The sequence below is a fragment of the Micromonospora sp. NPDC085948 genome (assembly GCF_040686315.1).
GTDB lineage: Bacteria > Actinomycetota > Actinomycetes > Mycobacteriales > Micromonosporaceae > Micromonospora.
In genome coordinates this window covers 159456-175042 of the sequence record NZ_JBFBJW010000011.1, presented here as the reverse complement: position 1 = coordinate 175042, position 15587 = coordinate 159456, and the positions used below count along the sequence as shown (strand labels likewise).

General features: G+C 72.3%; 14 protein-coding genes. 4 read left to right on the top strand and 10 right to left on the bottom strand.

Annotated elements, in window-relative coordinates:
- Window positions 1-4: 4 nt before the first annotated feature.
- Genes AB0O48_RS25250 through AB0O48_RS25240 form a run of 3 tightly spaced genes read right to left on the bottom strand, consistent with a single transcriptional unit; the run spans window position 5 to window position 4922 of the window.
- On the bottom strand, window positions 5-1423 hold the full coding sequence (locus tag AB0O48_RS25250; protein ID WP_357244916.1) for a ferredoxin reductase family protein: 1419 nt from the start codon (window positions 1421-1423) through the stop codon (window positions 5-7).
- Window positions 1420-2802, bottom strand: coding sequence for a DUF1501 domain-containing protein (locus AB0O48_RS25245; protein ID WP_357244914.1), 1383 nt, complete (start codon window positions 2800-2802; stop codon window positions 1420-1422). The genes AB0O48_RS25250 and AB0O48_RS25245 overlap by 4 nt, the downstream gene beginning before the upstream one ends.
- Before the next feature lie 8 nt (window positions 2803-2810).
- On the bottom strand, window positions 2811-4922 hold the full coding sequence (locus tag AB0O48_RS25240; RefSeq protein WP_365068686.1) for a DUF1800 domain-containing protein: 2112 nt from the start codon (window positions 4920-4922) through the stop codon (window positions 2811-2813).
- A 432-nt stretch (window positions 4923-5354) separates the two neighbouring features.
- Between AB0O48_RS25240 and AB0O48_RS25235 the strand changes: the two genes are divergently transcribed.
- On the top strand, window positions 5355-5612 hold the full coding sequence (locus tag AB0O48_RS25235) for a DUF3040 domain-containing protein (RefSeq protein WP_357244910.1): 258 nt from the start codon (window positions 5355-5357) through the stop codon (window positions 5610-5612).
- Between the two features lie 4 nt (window positions 5613-5616).
- Here the strand turns inward: AB0O48_RS25235 and AB0O48_RS25230 are convergent, their stop codons facing one another.
- The 3 genes from AB0O48_RS25230 to AB0O48_RS25220 form a co-directional block, all read right to left on the bottom strand.
- Window positions 5617-6519, bottom strand: a complete 903-nt coding sequence (locus tag AB0O48_RS25230; RefSeq protein ID WP_365068683.1) for an SWIM zinc finger family protein — start codon at window positions 6517-6519, stop codon at window positions 5617-5619.
- Between the two features lie 73 nt (window positions 6520-6592).
- Window positions 6593-9787, bottom strand: coding sequence for a DEAD/DEAH box helicase (locus AB0O48_RS25225; protein WP_365068681.1), 3195 nt, complete (start codon window positions 9785-9787; stop codon window positions 6593-6595).
- A gap of 162 nt (window positions 9788-9949) precedes the next feature.
- Window positions 9950-10468 (bottom strand): DinB family protein, encoded by a 519-nt coding sequence (locus tag AB0O48_RS25220; protein WP_365068679.1) that lies wholly within the window; start codon window positions 10466-10468, stop codon window positions 9950-9952.
- 83 nt (window positions 10469-10551) lie between these two features.
- On the opposite strand from AB0O48_RS25220, the gene AB0O48_RS25215 reads away from it, so the two are divergent.
- Complete coding sequence (locus tag AB0O48_RS25215; protein WP_357244904.1) at window positions 10552-10758, top strand: hypothetical protein; 207 nt, start codon at window positions 10552-10554, stop codon at window positions 10756-10758.
- Window positions 10759-10766: 8 nt separating this feature from the next.
- Here the strand turns inward: AB0O48_RS25215 and AB0O48_RS25210 are convergent, their stop codons facing one another.
- From AB0O48_RS25210 to AB0O48_RS25200, 3 genes are all read right to left on the bottom strand, one after another.
- Window positions 10767-11909: a polysaccharide pyruvyl transferase family protein gene (locus AB0O48_RS25210; protein ID WP_357244902.1), complete on the bottom strand. Its 1143-nt coding sequence runs from the start codon at window positions 11907-11909 to the stop codon at window positions 10767-10769.
- A 105-nt stretch (window positions 11910-12014) separates the two neighbouring features.
- Entirely contained in the window at window positions 12015-12494 is a 480-nt protein-coding gene (locus AB0O48_RS25205) for an N-acetyltransferase (RefSeq protein WP_357244900.1), read from the bottom strand.
- Between the two features lie 73 nt (window positions 12495-12567).
- Window positions 12568-13197, bottom strand: a complete 630-nt coding sequence (locus AB0O48_RS25200) for an HAD-IA family hydrolase (protein ID WP_365068676.1) — start codon at window positions 13195-13197, stop codon at window positions 12568-12570.
- Between the two features lie 229 nt (window positions 13198-13426).
- Here AB0O48_RS25200 and AB0O48_RS25195 point away from each other — a divergent pair, with 229 nt between their 5' ends.
- Window positions 13427-14167: a 3-oxoacyl-ACP reductase family protein gene (locus tag AB0O48_RS25195; RefSeq protein WP_365068674.1), complete on the top strand. Its 741-nt coding sequence runs from the start codon at window positions 13427-13429 to the stop codon at window positions 14165-14167.
- Between the two features lie 93 nt (window positions 14168-14260).
- Window positions 14261-15013, top strand: coding sequence for a hypothetical protein (locus tag AB0O48_RS25190; protein WP_357244894.1), 753 nt, complete (start codon window positions 14261-14263; stop codon window positions 15011-15013).
- A 5-nt stretch (window positions 15014-15018) separates the two neighbouring features.
- Here AB0O48_RS25190 and AB0O48_RS25185 read toward each other — a convergent pair whose 3' ends face one another.
- Window positions 15019-15570, bottom strand: coding sequence for a DinB family protein (locus tag AB0O48_RS25185; protein WP_365068672.1), 552 nt, complete (start codon window positions 15568-15570; stop codon window positions 15019-15021).
- Between the last annotated feature and the right edge of the window lie 17 nt (window positions 15571-15587).

Here is a 15587-nt window from a genome sequence, read left to right as displayed (position 1 = left end):
CTTCCTACAACTCGAACGTGGCCAGATGGATCTGCCGTCGGGGCACACCGGCGCCGCGCAGCGCGCGGACCGACTGCTCCACCAGGCCGGGCGGCCCGCACAGGTAGACGTCGCGCCGGGCCACGTCGGGCACCAGTTGCCGCAACCCGTCCGGGCTCATCAGCTGACGGGGACCGGGGTCGTCGCGGGAGCCGATGACGTACCAGACCGAGGTGTGCCGCTCCTGCGCCAGCCAGTCCAGCTCACGGCTGAGCAGCACGTCGGCGGGCGTACGGGCCCGGTAGATCAGGGCCGCGCCCGGCGGCAGCTCCTCCAGCATCGCCCGGATCGGCGTGATGCCGCTGCCGCCCGCGATCAGCAGTGCCCGCTCGCGGACCCGGTGCGCGGCCGTGAAGGTGCCCGATGGGCCTTCCGCCCAGACCCGGCTGCCCGGGGTCAGGTCGCGCAGGTCCGCGGTGTGCGTGCCGACGACCTTGACGGTGAGCCGCAGCCAGCGACCGTTCGCGGCGGCGGAGACGGAGAACGGGTGCGACTGCCACCAGCAGCCCCGGGTGAGGAAACGCCAGCGGAAGTACTGGCCACCGAGCATCGTCAGCCGGCCGAGCCGCTCGCCGGTGAGATAGATGGAGATGGTGTCGGGGCTCTCGGCGACCACGTCGGCGACCCGCAGCCGGTAGCGCAGGTTGAACGCCAACGGCGCGAGCACCCGGCCCCAGAGCAGGGCGGCGACCACCAGCACGTAGAGCGCGATCCAGCCGGTGCGCACCGGACCGGGCTTGTACAGCTGCGCGCCGTGGGCGAACTGGTGGCCGAAGCCGAGCAGCAGGATCAGGTAGCTGGACAGGTGCAGCAGGTGCCACATCTCGTAGGGCAGCGCCCGGCGGATCCCCCGGATGCTGCTGAACCCGACAAGCATCATGAGGCCGGCGGCGACGAACGCCGACACCATGTCCTCGTAGTCGCCGAGCAGCGTGCCGACCTCGGCGAGGAGCGACTGGTTCCGCAGGTCCGAGTAGCCGACGATGATCAGCGACAGGTGCGCCAGCACGGCGACCAGCAGGGTGGCGCCGACGTCGCGGTGCCAGCGGGCTATCTGCTCACCGCCGATCCACCGCTCCAGCACCGGCAGCCGGCTCATCATCAGCACCTGCACCAGCAGCAGGTAGCCGGCGATCAGACCGCTGATCCGGCCGGCTGCGGTGACGGTGGACGCGGTGCTGCGCAACGAACCGGCGGGGGTGCCCAGCCACCACGGCAGCACGCTGGCGAGCAGGCCGACCAGGAGCAGCAGGCCCAGCAGCCGCCGGCCGCCGGGTCCGCGCCGGTCCGGGACCTGCGGGGGTACGGGAGCAGCCGACCGGCCGCCGTGCCGGGACGAGGTCCCGGTACGACGGCCGGCGGCGTGGGTGTGCGGGTACGTCACGCGTACAGCTTCATCGGGGCGTACTTCTGGCGGGGGAAGACCTTCTCGACCTCCGCGTTGGTGAGCCCGAACCGGCCCTGGGCCACCGCGCCGTACACGTTGAACATGTTGTTGTACTCCGGCACGTCACCGGAGTCCGGCTTGTCCAGACCGTTCCAGTCGCCGAGCAGCGAACCGGCCAGCTTCTTGCCGGAGAGGATCGTGACCACCCCACCGTGCCCGTGGTCGGTGCCGCCGGTGTTGGAGCGGATCCGACGACCGAACTCGCTGGACACCATGATCGTCACGTCGGCGGCCTGCGGACCGAGGTCGGTGAAGAAGGCCGCCATCGCGGTGGCCAGCTCGTTCAACTTGCGGTGCAGTTGGCCGCCCGCGGCGGTGCCCTGGTTCTCGTGGGTGTCGTAACCGCCCATCCCGACGGTGGCGACCCGGACGTTCGCGCCGCCCTTGATCAGTTGGGCGAGCTGCTTGAACGAGTTGCCGACGCCCTCGTACTTGACGCCCTCGGCGGGCTCGTACGGCTTGGCCGCCAACTGCTGGGCGGTGGCCAGCGCACCCATGCCCTCCTGCACGGCCTCCTCCACCGGGTGGTTGATCCCGGTGAAGAGCCCCCGGATGGCCGCCTCGGTGGCGGCCCGGTACTTCTGGTCGCCGTTGAGCCGCAGCGATCCCACGTTGTTCAGCGACAGGGCGCCGTTGGTGCCCACCAGCGAACGGGGCAGCGTGCTGCCGATGCCGACGCTGCGGAACGCGGTGCCCTTGCCCAGGTGGTCGACGAGGCCGTCGAGCCAGCCCCGGCCACCGGTCTCGTTGGGCAGGCCACCCAGGTTGCAGGCGTCCGCGGCCTGGAAGTGGCTGCGCGACAGGCGCGGGTCCGAGGTCCCCGGGACGAAGCCCAGCTGACCGGCCGCCAGCCACTTCTCCAACGGCTTGAACGCGCTGGTCATCTTGAACCCGCGGTCCAGGGCCAACGAGTCGTTGCCGAGCAGCAGGTCGGGACGGTCCTTGGCGAGCACGGGGTCGTTGTCCGGCGCGACCAGGCTCAGCCCGTCCAGGCCGCCGTAGAGGAAGACGTGGATCAGGGTGCCAGTCGGGGTCGCGGCGAACGACGCCGACGTGGTGACGAACTGGGCGGTGGCCAGGGCGGTGGCGGTGGCCGCGGCACCCACGACGAAGGTCCGGCGGGTGACGCCACGACCGTCCTGCTGCGCCTCCTCCAGATTCTCCAGGGTGCGGTAGCGGTCCCGCTCGGCGGCGCTCTCGGCGGCGACGATGTCCGCCTCCGCGCGCAGCAACGCCTCGGCCGGGTTGTCGGCCAGCCGTCGCACATCGGGGCATTCGGGGTGCAGGGGGAAAGAGTTGTACACAGTCTTCTCCATCGGGTGCCTCACCGGAGGTGGTGCTGGGGGGAAGCGAGGATCGCCCGCGCGACGGCGGTGATGGCCCCGTTGAACGTGGCGTCGACCTTGGCAGTCGGCGGGACACCGGCCACATTGAGGATCAGGTCCTTCTCCCGCGTGCTCAGCTTCTGACCCACCAGCCGCTGGGAGAGCGCGTCCACGTACGCCCCGGCGGTGGCCGGCGGCGCGGCGACCAACTTCTCCGGGGCTGTGTACGTGAAGGTGGTGCGGTAACCGCCGATGATCTCGCCCGCCTCGTTCCAGCCGTTGACCATGGTGCCGGCCGACGTCCAGGCGACGTAGACATCCGGGTAGCCGTCCGGGGTGGGCTGACCCATCGGGAAGTGGCCCAGCTCGCGCAGCTTGTCGTGGATCTGCCGCAGGCCCCGGGCGTACGGGGTGCGCTTGTTGTCGCCGTTGTTGTGCTTCGGCGACGCCTCCGGTGAGACACCCAGGGTGCGGTACGTGGCGACCAGGTACTCCATCGGCCGGCGCACCTTCTGGCCCACACCGGCCCAGAACTCCGAGGAGGAGAACAGTGCCATCAACACCGGCTTGATCAGGCCGTTGTTCGTGGTGTACGTCTTCGCGAGCCGGTCCACCAGGGACTTCGGCGGGGTGTCCGAGACGAACCGGGTCGCCAGGCTCTGCGCGACGTACTTCGCCGTCGACGGGTGCAGCGCGATGTAGGCGATGTACGCGTCGATCGCCGCGTCGGCCTTCTTCGGGTCCAGCGAGTCGTTGGCGTGGGTGAAGCCGAGGATCTTGACCTTGCCGACGTAGTGCTGCTCGGGCTTGAAGACGTACTTGCCCTCGCGGTCGATGCCGCGGCCGGTCTGCAGCATCGCCGCCTGCCGGACGTCCTGCTCCTCGTAACCACCGTCGACGCCGACCGAGTAGAGCTCCAGGTTCTCCCGGGCGAGGTTCTCGTTGATCGCGTCCTTGCGGGAGTCCTTCTGGTTCAGGTAGATCAGCAGCGCGGGGTGCTTGTTCGCGGCGACAAGCATCTCCGGGTAGCTGCCCAGCGCGTGCTTGCGCACGACGTCCTGGTCGAACGAGTTGCGGTAGGCCTCGCCGCCGTCGAAGTCGGCGGCGACGTGCAGGAAGTCGTTCCAGAAGTCGACCATCACCTCGAACAGCTGGCGCTTGGACCAGATCTGCCGGGCGATGGTGGCGTCCACCATCTCCCGCTCCGGCTGGGCGCCCTGGTCGTTGAGCTGGTCCCGCTGGGCGCGCAACTGCTGTGGGTCGAGCTTCAGGGTCGGCAACTCGGCGAGCTTCAGCTCGGCCTTGCTCGGCTCGATCTTGTCCGGCTCCAACTGGGCGCGGATCCAGGCGTCGATGCCCTTGCTCTTGATGTCGGCGATCACCTCGGGCGTCGGTCCGAAGGTGGCGCGCCGGGCCAGGTGCAGGATCGGGTCCTTGGCCAGCACCGTCTTGACGGTCACCTTGGTCGACGTGGCGGCGGCGGCCGGACCGGACAGGGTCCGTCCGGTCGTTGGCGCGTTCTTCTTCAACGCCTCGCCGGCCCGGGAGCCCATGTAGCTCTCGTTCTGCTCGGTGTACGTCCGCACCGTGCTGGGCTGCTGGCCGCTGGGCCGCGCCGCGGTGCCGTCGGTCACCGTGCTGCCGGTCGCGTCGCCAGCCTTCGCCGCCGCCGTCGTCCCGTCGCCGAAGAGGCCACGGATCTGCGGGGTCATGGCGAGCGCCGCGCCACCGGCGACGACGGCAGCGGTGCCGCCGAGGGCGAACACGGCCTTGCGCCGGCCGACCTTGCGGCCCGAGTCGTCGTCATCGTCCAGAGCGGGCAGTCCGGCACCGGCCGGTCGCGCCGGCGCCGGCCGGCCGAGACCCTCCGGGCCGACCCACTGCGGTCCACGCGGGCCGGGGGCGGGGTGTCCGGCGTGGGCGTAACCGTCGCCGTACTGCTCGCGCGGGTCGGCCTGCGCGGGGTAGCCGCCCTGGTAGGGGTGGGGCGACTCGTACCCGTAGGGCGCGGACGTGCTGGGGTCGCCGTAGCCGTCCGCGTTGTGGTGCTGGCGTCCGTCCCAACCGCGGTCGTCCCGCGGTCGGCGTGGTGGCACATTCTGGTCGGCCATGTACCAATCCCGATTTCTGATGAGCGCCGGAAGCTGCGACCGGGCAGGTGCGGCAGGTGCGGCGACTGTTGCCTGAGGGGGGTTGCTACGGCAAGGTAACCAAGCACTCAGGTGCCTTCAAGGTGGGCTGAACACCCTCGCGAGGGCACTTAAGACAGCGCTCAGTGCGGCATCGCGGTCGGGCGCCGGGCGCCGGGCGGGCGCGGAGCTTCCCAGCAGGGCGGACGCGCGGCAGCCGGGCACAGACCGGACCGCTCCGCCACACGCGACACGTTCCGCGTCGTTCACCACCACAGGCAAACTTAAGGTTTGGGTAAGCCGGAGATGAGGTGACCTCACGTGGCGGAAAAGTAGCAGCAGCGGGTGAGCGTGAGCCGCCGCAGCAGCGGGTATGCCGCCGAACCGCTGAACGCGTGAGGGGAAGGCAGCGCCATGCTCAGCAAAGAGGATCAGCGCAGATTCGACCAGATCACCCGTCAGCTCCGGGAGAGTGACCCGGCCTTCTTCAACCGGCTGGACCACCGGGCCCGGGCCCGCAGGGGCCGCTACCTGATGTTGTTGACCATCGTGCTGTGGGCGTCGCTGCCGGCGATAGCCGTGTTCGCCGGTCGGTTGACCGGCGCGATCTGCGCGGTGGTGCTGGTGGCCAACGCCGCGGTCATGTGGCGGTTCCGCCGCCGGTGGACGTGACGGCTCACCGGTCGGCCGGGTTGAACGCCCGGTACGCGCGGCGCAACCGTTCGAGCAGTCCCGGCCCGCCGATGGCCGGCGCTGGCGCTCCGAGCTGGCGCAGCAGCAGGTCGGGGCCGGTCGCCAGCCGGGGTGGCCGATCGGGCAGCGGCACCGGCGGCATCCAGAACCGGTCCGCGGCGTCGGCCAGCGGAGTTGCCGGCAGACCGGCCAGCGCACGGGCCGCACCGACGGGTGCCACGACGTCCACAGTCGATCCCTCGTCGTCCGCTTCGGACGGTGGATCGACCGGGGCGTGTGGCAGGGCCGTTCCGGTGGCCTCGACCCGCCGGGCACGCAACTCGTCGAGCAACTCGGCACGGGATCGACCGCGCCAGTGCAGCAGCTCGAACGGGTCCGCGTCGAACGCCTCGGCCAGCAGGTAGAACGTCGCCGCGAGGTGCTTGCACGGCACGGCGAAGTCGGGGCAGTTGCACCGCTGGGTCAGCTCGTCCACGCCGGTCGGGAAGAGCGGCGCGCCGGCGGCGATGAACAGCTCCTCCAACTCGTCGGGGAGGTCCCCGGCGAGCAGCCGGGCGCTGAAGAACGCCTGGCCGGCCAGCTCCGCCTCGATCCGGGACCAGAGCGCGGACGGAAACGGCTTCAGCGCGATGGATGCCTGGTACGGCTGCGGCCGGGAGCCCTGCACCACCGCGCTGACCCGTCCGGGCGCGATGTCCAGCGTGAGCACCTGGCCGGCCCGCGCGTACGACCGGCCACGGGTCAGCCGGGTGCCCAGCGCGAACGACTCCAGCACCTCCAGAAACCGCCGCGACCACCAGGAGCGACCGATCGCCCCTCGGGCGCTGCGTGCCCGCAGTCCCCCGTCGACCCGGCGGGGGCGCCCGTAGTCGGCGAAGTCGGTCACGCCAGCGCTCCGCTGCGCTCCGCGCCGGCGTGAGGCACCACGCTGTGCCTGATGGTTCGCGCGCTCCGCTCGCTCACTCCACCACCGCCCCGGCCTCCAGGGTGAACAGGTCCCGCAACTGACCGGTGGACAGCTCGGTGATCCACTGCTCGCCGGTGCCGACCACCCGCTCGGCGAGGCTGCGCTTGTCCGCGATCATCGCGGCCACCTTCTCCTCGACCGTGCCGGCGCAGACGAACTTGCGGACCTGCACCCGTCGACGCTGCCCGATCCGGAACGCCCGGTCGGTGGCCTGGTCCTCCACCGCCGGGTTCCACCACCGGTCCACGTGCACCACGTGGTTGGCGGCGGTCAGGGTGAGCCCGGTGCCACCGGCCTTGAGGGAGAGGACGAACAGCGACGGACCGTCCGCCGACTGGAAGCGCTGCACCATGGCGTCCCGTTCGGCCTTACCGAGGCCGCCGTGCAGGAACAGCACCTCCCGGCCGAACCGCGCCGACAGGTGACCCCGCAGCATCGCGCCGAACTCGGCGTACTGGGTGAAGAGCAGTGCCCGCTCCCCCGCCGCCAGCACCTCTTCCATGATCTCGGTGAGCCGGGCCAGCTTGCCGGAGCGGCCCTCCAGGGGCGAGCCGTCACGCAGCAGTTGGGCCGGGTGGTTGCAGACCTGCTTGAGTCGGGTCATGGTGGCCAGCACCAGGCCGCGTCGCTCGATGCCGTCGCTTGTCTCGATCCGGGCCAGCATGTCGTCGACCACCACCCGGTACAGGGCGGCCTGCTCGGCGGTGAGGTTGCAGAGCACCTCCATCTCCAGCTTCTCCGGCAGATCCGAGATGATCGACGAGTCGGTCTTGAGCCGGCGCAACACGAACGGCCCGGTGATCCGGCGGAGCCGTTCGGCGGCCTCGGCGTCGCCGTGCCGTTCGATCGGCTCGGCGAACTGTTTGCGGAACGTCGCCGCCGGCCCCAGCAACCCCGGATTCGCGAACTGCATGATCGACCACAGGTCGGCGAGCCGGTTCTCCACCGGCGTACCGGTCACCGCCACCCGCTGCCGGGCGGGCAACGCGCGGACCGCCTCGGCCTGCCGGGTCGACGCGTTCTTGATCGCCTGCGCCTCGTCCACCACCACCCGGTGCCAGTCGATGCCGGCCAGGTCGGCGGCGTCGCGGGCGGCCACCGAGTAGGTGGTGACGACCAGGTCCGCGCCGTGCGCGGTCGCGGTGAACTCCGCCCCCCGCGCCCGCTCCGCCCCATGGTGTACGTGCACCCGCAGCTGCGGGGTGAACCGGGCCGCCTCCCGCTGCCAGTTGCCGACCAGCGACATCGGACAGACGAGCAACGTCGGTCCGGCCTCCGGTGGGTCCCCGGCGAGCAGCGCGAGCAGTTGCACCGTCTTGCCCAGCCCCATGTCGTCGGCGAGCACGCCACCCAGGCCGAGTGAACGCAGGAACGCCAGCCAGGCCAGCCCACGCTGCTGGTACGGCCGCAACGTCCCCTGGAAGCCCGGTGGTGGGTCCAGCGGGGTGAGCCGACGCTCGACCGCACCGGCGAGCAGGTCGCCCAGCGCCCCGTCGGCGGTCACCTCCAGCACCGGCAGCGCCCCGGTGGCCTCACCGTCGGCCAGCCCGAGGCGGAGCAGGTCGGCGACGGTCAGCTCGCCCGCCGAGCGGAGCAGCCGCAGACCGGCGGCGAGCCGCCCCGGGTCCAGCTCGACCCACCGGCCGCGCAGCCGTACCAGCGGGGTCTTCATCTCCGCCAACGCGGCCAGCTCCTCGGCGGACAGCGGCTGGTCCCCGAGGGCGATCTCCCAGCGGTAGTCGACCAGGGCATCCAGCCCGACACCGGCCTCCATGCCACCGACCGTGCCGGGCGCGGTGCGGCTGCGGGCCCGCAGCCGGGCGCCGAGCCGCGCCGACGAGCGCTGCCACCAGGACGGCAGCAGCACCCCGAACCCGGCCGCGTGCAGCACCGGAGCGCCCTCGCTGAGGAACCGGTGCGCCCCCTCGACGTCGAGGCCCATCGCCTCGGGGGCGGCGGTGCGCAGTGCGGCGTCCAGGTCCGGCCAGAGCCGGCTGGCCCGGCCCAGCTCGGCGAGCAGCGTCTCCTGCGGGCTGGTCGTCCGGCCGGCCAGGCCGCCGAGCGTCTGCGGCGCCCGCCAGACCTGCCCGGCGTCGACGTGCAGGCCGGGCTCGTCCGCGGCCTGCAACCCGAACTCCAGCCGCCAACGCCCACCACCGACCGACTCGACCGGCGCCGGCACGATGTCGTTCGGCGCCGGTCGGGTCGCCAGGATCGGTTCGGTGACCTCGTCCGGGGCCGGCTCCACCAGTCGGAAACTGGCCCGCACCGGGCCGCCGGCGGCGTCCCGCTGCCAGGCGTCCAGCTCTTCGCGCAGCGTGGCCAACGCCGTCGGATCGACGGTGAAGTCACGCTGCGGGCCGGCGAGCGCCGCCAACCAGGCCGGTGCCGGGCCACCCGGGCGCAGTCCCCGGGCCAGGGTGGTGGTCGCCAGGGCGGCCCGCGCGGCGGCGTCGGTGAGCGCGTCGAGCGCATCCGCGACGACCTCGGCCGCGGTCAACTCGCTCCCACCCGAACCACCGGCCAAGGCCGCGATGCCGGCCGGGTCAAGGGTGGCGGAGTCCACGGCGGCTCGGGCGGCTGGCGGCAGGGCCAGCGCCAGCGAGCGCGCCCAGGCGGCGTCGGTGCCGGTCAGCAGCGGACGCCAGACCGCCTGGGCCGGCACCTGGACGGAACCGCCTGACGACGCCCCTGCGACCGTGCCACCGGCCGTCGTGGCGACGCCGGGGAGGACTCGACCGCGGGTCACCAGGTCGGCGGCGAAGTCGGCCAGGTCGGCGAGGTGGCGCAGGGTTGACCCGGGCACCGCCGGGAGGTCGTCCAGGGCGCGGAGCAGCGAGAGCGCGTCGTCTGGGGCGTACATCAGCACGGGGACGCGCCACCCGGCCAGGGTGAGCCGGCCGCGGGCCGGGGGTGCGACGGCGGTCCGGATCAGCTCGGGCGAGTCGACCGGCGCGCCCGCCCGGGTGGGCAGGGTGAGCAGCGCGGTGCCGGGGTGGGCCGGTTCGGCGGCGTCGGCGAGGACGGCGACCAGGTCGGCGTGCCCGGCGGCGAAGGGGTGCGGGCGTTCCCGGGGCGGCCGGCCGGACCGGGTCGGCGCCTGTGGCGCGGCGCTGTCCTCGGCCCAGACGGCGAGGCCGCCGGTCGAGTCGTCGCCGGGCAGCCACAGCCCGTGGATGACCAGCACCTGCTCCTCCTCGTCGCCGCCCGCGCCCAGGATAGGCGGCCCCCGCGCGACCCCGGCGCGACCCGGCGCACCCCTCGCGCGATCTTGCAGTTTCTGTCGGCGATGCGTGGCGTATGCCCCTTATGCCGCGACAGAAAGTGCAAGATCGCGGGGCAGCGGGGTTCAGAGCGCGCCGCACTCGCCGTCGGTCAGCTCGCGCAGGATGTCGGCGTGACCCGCGTGCCGGGCCGTCTCCTCGATCAGGTGCACCAGAATCCAGCGCAGCGACACCTCGCCGAGCTGTGGGTGCGGCACCACGTGGTCAAGGTCGAAGCGGGCGGCGATCGCCCGCGATCGGGCGCAGGCCCGCTCGTACGCCTCGGTGAGCTCGGCGACGGTGTCCTGGTCACCGAGCGTGAAGCTCGCCACCGCATCCTCCTCCGAGGTCAGGTAGACGTCGCCCGGCTCGGGGGCCAGCAGGGTCGGGAACCAGTTCCGCTCGACCAGGGTCAGATGCTTGACCAGCCCGGCGAGCGTGGTCGCCGAGGGCACCAGCCGTCGGCCCGCGTCGGCGTCGGAGAGACCGCGTAGTTTGCGCAGCAGCACGGCCCGGTGGAAGTCGAGGAACGAGTCCAGTACGGCGCGCTCGTCGCCGGTACGGGCGAGCACCGGGCCGAGCGTCGGATCGATCGTCTGCTCCATCCGCCGACCCTAGCCACGGGTCGGGTCGCCCCGCTGCCCCGCTATCCGCTGCGGGCGGGCGGCACGACGGGCAGGATGGGCGCATGGCTTCATCCGTGCGGATCCTTCTCGTCGGCGGCACGGCGGACGGGCAGACCATCACCGTCGAACTGGACAGCAACGGCCGTCCACCGCTGACCCACCACCACCTCGGCTCGGGTGGGCTGGCGCAGGCACAGATCTACGAGCTGGAGACCGCCCACGAAGAGGCCCGCGAGTGGCGCTACCGGTGGACGGGTCCCGCCGTGTGACCGCCCACTCAGACCCGGGTGAGGGCCTGGCTGCGTAGGCCCTCCAGCACCCCGCGGGTGACCTCCGAGGTGCCCCGCGCCTGCTCGCACACCTCGGCCACCCGTCGGGCGGTGGCCTCCGCGCGTTGCTCCCGCTCGTCCCACAGCCGGTCGACCTCGGCCAACAGCGGCCCCTCGACCTCCCGCTCCACGCCGCGCAGCGCCGGCACGCCGAGCCGCTGGGCCAGGTCGAAGACCTTGCCGGCGTACGGCAGGGGCAGGAACGGTGTGCCGACCATCGCCGCGAAGATCAGGAAGTGCAGACGCATGCCGACGGCCAGGTCGAAGTGGCGCATCAGTCCGAGCACCTGCTGCGGCGAGTAGGTGCCGTGCAGGATCCGACCGTGATCGGCGGCGACCATGTGGGAGAGCACCCCGTGGGCGTGCCGGATGTCGTCCCGTTCCATCGGCACGAACAGCACGTACGCGTCGATCCGGTGCACCAGGAAGTCACCGATCTGGGCCAGCAGCCGGTGGTAGCCGTCCACGTCGAGCCGCTCGGCGGCCCGCCCCGGCTCCCGCACGCTGATCCCGACCAGCCGTTTACCGACCGGCACCCCCTCCTCGGCGAGCAGGTGGGCCGGGAAGTCCTCGGGTTGCAGGAGGAACGCCGGGTCGGCGGTGACCGTGATCGGATTGAGCAGACCCGCCTCCTCCAGCACCATCCGGGACTCCTGGTCACGGACCGTCACCTGGGTCGCGCCGGAGAGCGTCTCCCGGACCATGCCGGTGTCCACCGCGTCGCTGAGCGGCCCGACCCCCACCGCGTACGTGATCAGGGGCAGGCCGCGTTCCTGTGCGACCCGGACCACCCGCAGGTAGCGGCGGGCCTCCCGGTCGTAGAGGATGCCGCCGCCACCCAGGATCAGTAGGTCGAGTTGGGCCAGGACGAGGGCGGAGTCGGTGCGGCTGACGCCTTCCCAGGGCACCGCCTCGACGTCCGGGTGGGCGGCCCGCGTGTGCTCCGGGTTACGGGAGAAGACGATGATCCGGGCGTTTGGTTCCTGCGTACGCAGATCGGTGAGCAGGCCGGTGAGGATCGCCTCGTCGCCGAGGTTTCGCCCACCGTACGAGCCGAGCACACCGATGGTCAGTCCGACACCGTGCGTCATCCGTCGCTCCTCCCCAGGTGCGGTCCGCGCCGGTTTCCCGCTGGGCAGGTGAACAGTCCTGCCCAGGGGACCGGCCTGGGGTCGCTCCGGGGCCGCGCCGCCGGCTCAGCCCGCCGCGGCGATCCGCTTCACCATCTGCTGCGACGTGACCTCGAAGCCGAGACTCCGGTAGAGCCCGATCGCCGCGGTGTTCGTACCGAAGACGTTCAGACCCAGCTCGGGCACGTTGAGCTGGGCGAGTTCGGCCTCGATGAGCTGGATCATCCGACGTGCGTACCCGCGTCCCCGCTGCGCGGGATGCACCTCGATGTTGTCGATCCAGGCCTGGCTCGGGGCGGCCGTCGTCGGCAGGGTCACCCAGATCCAACCGACCTCGATGCCGTCGACCCGGCCCACCCGCAGCAGCGCCCTCTCGGACGCCGCGCCCGCCGGCAGCGACTCCCGGATCTGGGTGGCCGACCGCTCGTGGGCCGCCTCCGGGGTCAACCCCCGGTGCGCCACCAGGTCCTCGGCGTACGCCTGCTCCAGCTCCCCGAGCAACCGGGCCAGGTCCTGCTCCGTCATCGGTGTCAGCGTCAACTCCACCGAGTCCTCCCCTCCGTCGTCGACGGGGAAGAGTGCAGCAGATCCGACCCGGGTACGCCACCGGGTTCGCCGGTCAGCGCGCGGTGGGCGACGGGTCCAGGTGGCGCGTCAACTGCGTCAGGTCGTCGAGCCGCAGGTCGCCATCGAGCCCTTTCAGCGCGGCGGTCATCGCGCCGGCGGCCCGCCCGGCCCGCAGGCCCACCTCGGCGTCCTCGACGACCAGACACCGCGGCACGGGTACGCCCAACCGGGCGGCGGCCCGCCGGTAACCCTCCGGATCCGGCTTGCCGACACGCACGTCCTCCACGGTGACCAGCACGGGAGCGATGATGCCGGCGGCACCGAGCCGAGCCTCGGCCAGCCGCCGGTCGGCGCTGGTCACCACCGCCCAGGGCAGTCCCAGCCGGGCCAGCGCGGTCAGCAGGTCGTGCGCCCCCGGGGTGGCCACCACGTCGGACAGGTCGTCGTACTGCAACGCGAGCTGCCGCGCCGACGCCGCGGCGACAGTGGTGTCATCGAGCGCGGGCAGCAGGCGGCGGATGGTCCGGTCCGCGGGGCTGCCATGGGCGATCGTCAACGCCGCCGCCGGGTCGACCCCGTACTCGGCGGCCCACTGTTCCCAGGCCCGCTCGACGGCGGCGTCGGAGTCGACGAGGGTGCCGTCCATGTCGAACAGCACCGCCCCGATGCCACCCAGCCCCACGATCACCCTCCCCGTCGCCCGGTCCCCAGGCCACCCTCCCCCGCAGCCCAAGATCCGCGCAACTTCGGTGCTCCTGCTGTCTCGTCGGCCGTTGAGGCAGCACGATCCCTGAAGCAGCGCAGATCTTGAGGCTGGGTGGGTGCGGTCGCGGGTATCGGACCTGGAGGTGGGAACGAGGGGTCCGATCGCCGCCAGACCGGGAGGTCGGCACGGCCACATGATCGTTTGCATGACGACACTCAGCGACAAGGTTGCCCTGGTGACCGGTGGTTCCCGCGGCATCGGGGCCGGCATCGCCCTGCGCCTGGCCCAGGACGGGGCCGATGTGGCGTTCACCTACCGACAGGACGCGGAGCGGGCCGCGACAGTGGTGCGGCAGATCGAGGCGCTCGGCCGGCGAGCACTGGCCGTCCAGGCCGACGGCGCCGACCCGAGCGCCGTGCGGGACGCGGTCGACCGGACGGTCGCCGACCTGGGTCGGCTGGACATCCTGGTGAACAACGCAGCGGTCTTCCTCGTCGGCGCCGTGGACGAACTGGGCATGGCAGAGGTGGAGCGGACGATCGCGGTGAACATCCGGGCGCCGTACGTCGCCGTGCAGGCGGCGCTGCGGCACCTGGGGGAAGGCGGACGAATCATCAGCATCGGCAGCAACGTCGGAGAGCGGGCCGTCTTCCCCGGGCTGACGCTCTACTCGATGAGCAAGACCGCTCTGGTCGGCCTGACCCGGGGCCTGGCCCGCGAGCTGGGACCACGGGACATCACCGTCAACCTGGTCAACCCCGGGCCGACGGACACGGACGCCAACCCGGCGGACGGACCGAACGCGGCGACCATCAGCGGATTCACCGCCGTGGGCCGCTACGCTCGGCCCGCCGACATCGCCGCCACCGTCGCGCACCTGGCCAGCCCCGAGGCCGGGTACGTGACCGGCGCGGTGGTCAACGTGGACGGCGGCTTCACCAGCTGAGGACCCCGGGCGGCGTCGCCGCGCCCTCCGGCGCCGCCCGACCTCAGGTTCGACCCGCTGGACGGCTTGACCGGACGGCCTACGGTGCCGGCCATGCCCCTGCGCGCGGCACGCCTGCTGGTCTGGCCCTTCGCCGTGGCCGCGTTCGCCCTGCGGGTGTGCGCCGAACTGTGGTTCAGGCCGGTGACCTGGCGGATCGACCCGAGTGGCGTCGCCTTCCTGGCGTGGATGGCTGTCCTCTCCGGCACGCTCCTGGTGCCGTGGGTCGGCTACGCCCTGTTGACCAGACGCAACCGGCGGCCCGCGACCTGGCTGGTGGACCCGCAGCGGCACCGCTTCGTCGCGCCGGCGAGCCCCGCGTGGATGGGCTCCTGGTCGATGGTTCTTGGCTGGATCGCGGCGGCCTTCGTGCAGACCGAACGGATCGCTGGCGGGGATCGCGCGCAGCTCGTCCGGACCACGGGCGCGGTGGCGCTGGCCATCGCTGTCGCGGCCGTCGTCCTGGGCGGTATCGCGCTCACCCTGCTGCTGAACCGGCCACTGCTCACCCTGGACCGCGATGGCATCACGGAACAGGGCCTCGTCAGGCGGACCTTCCTGCCCTGGGATCGCCTACTGCCGGGTGGTCCGCCTCCTCCGCCCCGCAGGGCCGCGAGCATCCCCCTGATGCGGTTGGCCGCGGCGCCAGGAAAGCCGCCCCACCCGTATCCGCTGCCGGTCGGGCGGCTGCACGTGGACCCGGCGTTCCTCGCGAACACGGTTCGGCAGTACGTGGAGCACCCCGAGCACCGCCAGGCCATCGGCACCCAGCGCGAACTGGATCGGCTGCACGCGACCCTGACGTGAACCCCTCAGCGGGGCGGGTCCTCGCCGGTGAGCCCGTCCACCGACTCCCGGATCAGGTCGGCGTGACCGACGTGCCGGGCGTACTCCTCGATGAGGTCGACGAGGACCCGGCGCAGGCTCGGTACGCGATCGTCCGGCCACTCACCCCGGGCCAACTGCTCCGGTCCGGCGTCGGTCAGCAGCTCGGCGACGGTGGCACGGGAACGGGCCACCGCCTCCCGCCAGAGCGTGTAGAGCTGCTCCGGGGTGTCCTCGGCGGCGGAGCGCCATTCCCAGCCGGGGTTCGCGGCCCAGTCGCCCGTCTCCCACGGTGCTCCCGGTGAGCGCCCGGCCAGCTTCAGCGAGAAGTAGAGATCCTCGACGAAGGCCAGGTGCTTGAGCAGCCCACCCAGGGTGATCGACGACGGGCCGAGCGTCGCCCGCAGGCTGTCGGCGTCGAGCCCACCGGTCTTCCACGCGAGGGTCGCGCGCTGGCGGTCCAGGGAACCCAACAGGGTGGCGGTCTCGTCGCCCGCGATCGGCGGCTCGGGGTGACCGTCCTCGTCCACGTTGGTCATGGTGGACGAGGCTAACG